We start from the raw sequence: 7,395 nt of genomic DNA on the forward strand, positions 1-7,395 counted from the left end.
ACTTTCTGTGGGATGGAAAATTTCTCTAACTATAACGTCTGAGTTATGAGATTTTCGAGCCACCGAAAATCAACAACTTTCTGTGAGATGGAAAATTTCTCTAACTATAACGTCTGAGTTATGAGATATTTAGAGTCACCGAAAATCAACAACTTTCTGTGAGATGGAAAATTTCTCTAACTATAACGTCTGAGTTATGAGATTTTCGAGCCACCGAAAATCAACAACTTTCTGTGAGATGGAAAATTTCTCTAACTATAACGTCTGAGTTATGAGATATTTAGAGTCACCGAAAATCAACAACTTTCTGTGAGATGGAAAATTTCTCTAACTAGGGTTTGCTGATTAAATCTAAAAGTATTGACAGATAAAGGTTTTAGCCTTAATATTACTCCCCTACTCCCCTACTCCTTAAAAAAGACTTTTTCAGAAAACCCTAAATATTAGAAAAAAATGGAGCAATCGCTGTGATGATTGGCTTTTAGACAATTTTAGAGTGGAGAATCAAATAGCCATGGCTACTCACCTTACTCCTGACTCCTGAAAAAGACTTTTTCAGCTTAATAAATGGGCGGTACTGGATTTGAACCAGTGGCATCCTGCTTGTAAGGCAGGCGCTCTACCGCTGAGCTAACCGCCCAACATCTACAACTATAACAGATATTTTTGACATACTCCCGACGTTGCCCTTACGGGAAAAACAGGAATTCTTCAGCCTGGGAAACCCTGACCGCTGTTTTGACAGAGGTGATGTCTTCCCCCTGTGTTCATTGACTTTATATCAACGATAACTATCATAATAAAATGTCTCCTGCTTGTCAAGGGGAGCAGAACATTTTATTTGTGGAGGTATCTGACCGTTGCCCTGGCTTTCCCATCCCGACACTCCCTGAGGGGAGAGCGCGGGACTTCCCGCCAGGGAAGTTAGATATGCAAGTAAAAAAAATTTTCCTCGATCTGGTAAGTTTGATAAATATAAGTTATGTATTTTTTGGCCTAAACTAAATCTGCTATGCCTAGTGGCCGTACCCATGACCGAATAACTTTGTGGAGTTTGCCCATCATAACAGGCTTAAGTTTTGGGTTAGTTCATAGTACCCACTTAACATTATTTGTTTCTGGGGGGTTCTTGTTTGGTGGCCTAATGTTTGGTCCAGACCTTGATATCAATTCTCGACAATTCCAACGTTGGGGTTGGTTTAAGTGGCTTTGGCGACCCTACCAAACAAGTCTTCACCATCGCTCCTTTTTATCTCATGGACCAATAATTGGTACTGCACTACGGTTACTATATTTGTTGAACTGGTTGGCTGTTTTGGCCGTGTTTGGTTTAATTATAGATGAATTACTTGGCTTAGAATTGAGTGTTTTAGGATTTGTGGCTAGTTTGTGGCGATCGCTATCTCTTCATTATCAGGAAGTAATTGCTTTGTTAGTAGGTATAGAACTTGGTGCAATGAGTCATTCCCTAAGTGACTGGAGTGGTTCTGCTTACAGACGTTTTAAAACGAAAGGTTTATCTAGTTTACTTCCCCAAATCAAACTTCAAAGACGACAACGTAAGTCCTCTGGCAGGTCTACTTCCTCAAAGGTTGTTTCTCCTACGAGTCGTCGTCGTACTAAAAAATAAGGCGTTGGTGAATTATTAGACTTCGTGGCAGTTGTCAGGGAATAGGGAATAGGGAATAGGGAATTAAATTGTTGATTTCATATCTTGAGTTGATTTCATTTTTAATTTTTGGAGATGTCTATTGTATGATTTTTAGTAGTCAGTAGTTAGTAGTCAGAATAACTTTTTTCCTTACTATCAATTTTGCTCCGATCGGAATTTCATACCTTATTTCAGCAATGCCAAATCAAGTAGTCAGTAGTCAGTAGTCACCCATAGCTTTTTTCCTTACTATCAATTTTACTCCGATCGGAATTTCATACCTTATTTCAGCAATGCCAAATCAAGTAGTCAGTAGTCAGTAGTCAGTAGTCACCCATAACTTTTTTCCTTACTATCAATTTTGCTCCGATCGGAATTTCATACCTTATTTCAACAATGCCAAATCAAGTAGTCAGTAGTCAGTAGTCAGTAGTCACCCATAGCTTTTTTCCTTACTATCAATTTTGCTCCGATCGGAATTTCATACCTTATTTCAACAATGCCAAATCAAGTAGTCAGTAGTCAGTAGTCAGTAGTCACCCATAACTTTTTTCCTTACTATCAATTTTACTCCGATCGGAATTTCATATCTTATTTCAACAATGCCAAATAAAATAGATATAGGCGTGAAAATTTAAAATAGAATCAATTTTTATCCATAAATTATTAATTACTTCTTTCTGTTCCTTGTTCCCAGTTAAGTTTTTCCTGTTCCCTCTTTTCTGGAGAGGTCTAATACCATTTATCAAAAATCTTGCTATATCTAATTGGGTGGGGAAGTGTGGTGAGTTTGGGAGGAGGGGGGAGAGGTTAAAAGTAGGAATAATAACTACTAACCGACTAATAATTGTCAAAAAAAGACTTTAAATCTTGGTAACTATTGAGGTGTTGAAGTATAGCCTAAGTATAGTATTAAGGCATGATAATTAGTCTAATATCTACATATTGTTATTTTAGTTATCAGTTATCTATACCTCCTAATTCAGTATAAGGCAAGAAAATCCGAAATTTCCTTTTTTATCTCCTTTATTGCGGAGACTTGAGATTTTATTTCTTGGTTTAAAAAACAATAATGTAGTCAAGAAATTTTGATAAGATTGGTATGATTTATACTAAGTTTCTAATAATTACAAATAACGCGATTACGACCTTTTAATTTAGCTTTATAAAGAGCTTTATCTGCTTGAGAAATTAACTTTTCTATAGAGCTACTTAGTTCAGGCATAGTAGTAGCAACTCCTAAACTTAAAGTGACATTTTCTGAGCAAGAAGAAGCTTGATGAATAATTTTTAATGATTCGATATGAAGGCGAATTTCTTCAGCGATAGAAATAGCTTCAGTAGCAGTTTTATTTGGTAAAACTATAGCAAATTCTTCACCTCCATAACGAGCAACTAAATTTTCATTATTTGTTTGAGTTATCATTTGAATAGTCTGATTTATTGCTAAGGCAACTTGTTTGAGAGATCGATCTCCAGCTTGATGACCATAAGTGTCATTATAACGTTTAAAAAAATCAATATCTGCCATAATTATAGATATAGGATTTTGCTCTTTAGACATTTGGAACCATTTTTGAGTTAAATATTGGTCAAATTTTCTACGATTAGCAACTTGAGTTAAAGGGTCTAAAGAAGCTTGAAGTTCTAACTCTTTATGAGCTGTTTCCAACTTTATATAAAGTTCTTGGAGTAAATTATTTGCTGATTGATGAATCTTACATTGAGCGACAAGTAGATGATGAACATCTAAAAGTCTATAGACATTGGGTTCTATTTCAACAACAATTGGCTCGTATGCAAGTTCGGTTGGTCTTTGCAAAGCTCTACTACTTGCCTCCACAATTGTAGTATTTGTCGGGAGAACTAAAAAATCGGTACAAGCAAATTGATACAAAGTTTTGAGAGACCTTTTTAGAAATATTTCTCTACCAAAAGGGCGACTCAGATACTCCAAAAATCGCTGTCGAGAAATCATTCCTGAGAGCTGCTCTTTTTCCATTAAAATCACCCCTGGCAATCTTGGTTCAGTTTCTAGTCTCAGAGCAGCTATTTCTCCTACTTGATTATTGTCAACTTGAAAATCATATAGAGACAAATCCCGTATAGTTGACTCCTGAAATGTTGTTGACAGACAATTGTCAGGAATTGTCGAAACTAATAACTCAGAGGAAAACATATTTACCATAAATTGTCAATATTTTGTATGTATATAGAAGTAGTATATAGTTAAATGAGGACTTACGCAGAAACCGGGTTAAGCAAGGAAATTTCGTAGTTTGAATAACAAAGATCGGGGTAATAAACTGGGTTTCTTGGTTGGGAAAGGGTAAGTCCTGTAAATCATAAAATTATTTAATTCTAAGTAGGACTTGCTGAAAAAGTCTTATGGGCAAGGGTAGGAGTCAGGAGACTCGAGACTCGATACTGGAGAAATGGGAATTACAGAGGATGTAGTCGGATATTAAAGTCCCTTAATTTTTCTGCTGTTATCTGCTCAAAATCCTCACATTTTAAGCTATAGTTGGCACTTTGCTTGCACTTTTTTCCCAAACCGAAAGGCGAAAGCTTTTATATATCAATGCTTTTAGATTTAATCAGCAAGCCCTAAGTAATTGAATAATCTTGGTATATACTAACAGTATAAATTAGATAGATAGTTAGCTAGATAATTTTGAATACCTAACAATTATAAATTATAAATGTAAATGGTAAAAAAAAATATCAAGGTTAAAAAATAAATTTTAAAGATGGCATCAACGCTGACAAATCAATTGAATAATTCTTTCACCCTCTTTCTCAGTTTATTGGTAGAAGCAATGCCATTTTTGCTGTTAGGAGTTATTTTTTCGGGAATATTACAATGGTTCATTGATGAACGAAAATTAATCACATATCTGCCTCAAAACCCCCTTTTAGGAGCATTCGTAGGCAGTTTAATTGGTTTTTTGTTCCCAGTGTGTGAATGTGGCAATGTTCCTGTTGCCAGGCGTTTATTAATACAAGGCGTTCCTATCTCAGTAGCAATTGGATTTTTATTGGCAGCTCCAACAATTAATCCCATAGTTATCTGGGCAACTTGGACCGCATTTAGAGACCAACCAGAAATTGTGGTGTGGCGAGTGGTATTTTCTTTAGCTATAGCAACAATTATTGGTTGGGTTTTTAGTGTTCAGAAGGATATACGACCAATTCTGCAACCGACAACTGCTCGTTTATTACCTAGAACTCAAAAGTCAGTTTCTCAAAAGTCGGAGACTTCTCCTCTTCTACAGTCAGGAACATTTTTTTTAGGTCAATCTACTACATCTTTACCTCTAGAGTCTATGGGACTTTTACCAGGGGCAATGACTGCACCTTTTGATAGTCAGTCTCTGGGAGTTAGGGGTCAAACACTTACTAACAAAGGTATGAATTTGACATCTCTTTTTGTTACACCGGATCGACAAAGACTTTTATCTTTATTAAATGGTATGGTGCAAGAATTACGGGAGTTGGGAGGAGTATTAGTAATTGGGAGTGCGATCGCTGCCATCATTCAAGTTGCTGCTCCTCGGGAGTTAATTTTGAATCTTGGTCAAGACTCAATTAGTTCAATTATTGCTATGTTAGCTTTAGCAGCAGTTGTTTCGATTTGTTCGACTGTAGATGCTTTTTTTGCTTTGTCATTTGCTGCAACTTTTACCAGTGGTTCTCTATTAGCTTTTTTGGTTTTTGGGCCGATGATTGATATTAAAGCTGTTGGTTTGTTATTATCAGTTTTTCGCTCGCGAGCTGTCATTTATTTGATAATATTGGCAGCACAGTTGACATTTATTATGGCTGTGGTTGTGAATTTATATTTAAGTTGAACGTAAATTCAGCTATCAGCTATCAGCTATCAGCTATCAGTTTCATTACCAAAAAAAAAGTATGCGCCTCCCCTTGGATAGGGGATAAAAAAAGAGAATATTCCTTATTTTAATCCTGATGGTTTCCTGCGGAATGCGGAGCAAACAGCCAGATATACTGATAACTGATAATTGAAATTACCTCCATTTATAGCACTACGCAAATAGTTTAGGACATTTCTAAATCCTGTTTGCGGAGGATTTCCCTATAAGAAAAACATTTTGACAGTTTGCTATTCCCTATTCCCTAGCGCGTAGCGCTATACATAAATAATTTTTTATATGAAGGTTGAAAAATCATTATTTTCTCTACTCAAACAATATGAATCTTGGTTGGATGCCGGAGCAATTTTGGCTTGGGGTTTTTTGTTAATAAATTATTGGATGACAGGGAAGTTATACATATTAATTCATCCCCGTTATTTTGGTTTAACTGTTAGTGCTGGAATCTTTTTATTAATATTAGGTGGATGGAAAATATTTGAGTTATGGAATATTAGAAAAAAATCTAGATTTTCGAGCAAATCAAAACCAGAAGTAAGTCCGATTGAAAATCAACATATTAACTTTTTTCCTCCTGGTTGGAGTAGTGTTTTACTGTTAATATCTGCAATACTTGCTTTAACAATTACTCCTCAAGTTTTTGCGAGTCAAACTGCTTTACAAAGGGGGTTAACAGAATCTTTGCCAGTAACTAGAACTCAACCTCAAGAATTTCGGACTGCGACTAAACCAGAAGAGCGATCGCTAATTGAATGGATTAGGACTTTAAATGTTTATCCAGAACCAGATGCTTATAATGGTCAAAAAGTTGAAGTAACTGGTTTTGTAATTTATCCTCGGGGATTATCTGAGCAATATTTCTGGATATCTAGATTTATTCTGACTTGTTGTGCTGCTGATGCTTATCCGGTGGGATTACCTGTTAAATTACCAGAAGGTAAAAGTCGGAGTGAATATCCTCAAGATGGTTGGTTTAGAGTTACAGGAAAAATGATTACTGAGGAGTTGAATGCTCAACGGAAGTTAACAATTTCGCCAATAAAAATAGAGTCAATTCCTAAGCCGAAAAATCCTTATGATTATTAGAATTATCTAGGGAATAGGGTTCAATGATTAATAATTATTAATTACCTCTTTTTTTTAAGTCTTTTTCAGAATAGGTAAAGTTAAAAGGAATTTTTTTCTCCTTGAAAGGAGAGGCTTTAAACCTTTATTGTTCGGTAATTAATTTTGCACGACCACTTACAGCAGTTTTCATAATTAGTAGACCACAGTAGGGACGTTCCATGGAATGTCCCTACAAGGTTTTGGTTGTGCCGATGTAGTTAATTAATCTGAAAAACGCTGTAATTGTAGACACTGCAATTCATTAATTAATTGATAATGAATAATTGATAATGGATAATAAATAATAAATAATGAATAATTGCTCAGAAAAACTATCTCTAATTAGGGTTTGCTTATGGAAGTATTTTGGCTCTTCGTAGTAGTCAGTATAGCAATCCTAAATAGGTTGTGAAAAATTAAAAGGTAAATAAAAAAGCCGAAATTCCTATCTGTTCCCAGTCAAGAGTTAAGTGTTCCCTAAAAATTGATAATAGATAATGAATAATTGCGCAGAAAAACTATCTCTAATTAGGGTTTGCTTATGGAAGTATTTTGGCTCTTCGTAGTAGTCAGTATAGCAATCCTAAATAGGTTGTGAAAAATTAAAAGGTAAATAAAAAAGCCGAAATTCCTATCTGTTCCCAGTCAAGAGTTAAGTGTTCCCTAAAAATTGATAATAGATAATGAATAATTGCGCAGAAAAACTATCTCTAATTAGGGTTTGCTTATGGAAGTATTTTGGCT

5 protein-coding genes and 1 tRNA gene are annotated in these 7,395 nt (G+C 35.3%); 3 read left to right on the top strand and 3 right to left on the bottom strand.

Annotated features, from left to right (window positions below):
• Positions 1-568: 568 nt before the first annotated feature.
• A tRNA-Val gene (locus tag F6K40_RS31085) sits at positions 569-640 on the bottom strand.
• Positions 641-781: 141 nt separating this feature from the next.
• Positions 782-1,033: a hypothetical protein gene (locus F6K40_RS31090; RefSeq protein WP_293141571.1), complete on the bottom strand. Its 252-nt coding sequence runs from the start codon at positions 1,031-1,033 to the stop codon at positions 782-784.
• On the opposite strand from F6K40_RS31090, the gene F6K40_RS31095 reads away from it, so the two are divergent.
• Entirely contained in the window at positions 1,013-1,630 is a 618-nt protein-coding gene (locus F6K40_RS31095) for a metal-binding protein (protein ID WP_293141573.1), read from the top strand. The two genes, F6K40_RS31090 and F6K40_RS31095, sit on opposite strands and share 21 nt — an antisense overlap.
• A gap of 1,141 nt (positions 1,631-2,771) precedes the next feature.
• Here F6K40_RS31095 and F6K40_RS31100 read toward each other — a convergent pair.
• The gene (locus F6K40_RS31100) at positions 2,772-3,839 is read right to left on the bottom strand and encodes a GGDEF domain-containing protein (protein ID WP_293141575.1); all 1,068 of its coding nucleotides are present in this window, start codon (positions 3,837-3,839) and stop codon (positions 2,772-2,774) included.
• A 562-nt stretch (positions 3,840-4,401) separates the two neighbouring features.
• Between F6K40_RS31100 and F6K40_RS31105 the strand changes: the two genes are divergently transcribed.
• Together F6K40_RS31105 and F6K40_RS31110 are read left to right on the top strand one after the other, a co-directional pair.
• Positions 4,402-5,502, top strand: coding sequence for a permease (locus F6K40_RS31105; protein ID WP_293141577.1), 1,101 nt, complete (start codon positions 4,402-4,404; stop codon positions 5,500-5,502).
• Between the two features lie 321 nt (positions 5,503-5,823).
• Positions 5,824-6,630, top strand: a complete 807-nt coding sequence (locus tag F6K40_RS31110; protein ID WP_293141579.1) for a TIGR03943 family putative permease subunit — start codon at positions 5,824-5,826, stop codon at positions 6,628-6,630.
• Positions 6,631-7,395 lie beyond the last annotated feature (765 nt).

The sequence above is a fragment of the Okeania sp. SIO3I5 genome (assembly GCF_010672085.1).
Taxonomy (GTDB): domain Bacteria; phylum Cyanobacteriota; class Cyanobacteriia; order Cyanobacteriales; family Microcoleaceae; genus Trichodesmium.

Bases quoted from the DNA above. Each gene is read 5' to 3' on its own strand.
- F6K40_RS31095 (WP_293141573.1), top strand. From the start codon at position 1,013: ATGCCTAGTGGCCGTACCCATGACCGAATAACTTTGTGGAGTTTGCCC.
- F6K40_RS31100 (WP_293141575.1), bottom strand. From the start codon at position 3,839: ATGGTAAATATGTTTTCCTCTGAGTTATTAGTTTCGACAATTCCTGAC.
- F6K40_RS31090 (WP_293141571.1), bottom strand. From the start codon at position 1,033: ATGGGTACGGCCACTAGGCATAGCAGATTTAGTTTAGGCCAAAAAATA.
- F6K40_RS31105 (WP_293141577.1), top strand. From the start codon at position 4,402: ATGGCATCAACGCTGACAAATCAATTGAATAATTCTTTCACCCTCTTT.
- F6K40_RS31110 (WP_293141579.1), top strand. From the start codon at position 5,824: ATGAAGGTTGAAAAATCATTATTTTCTCTACTCAAACAATATGAATCT.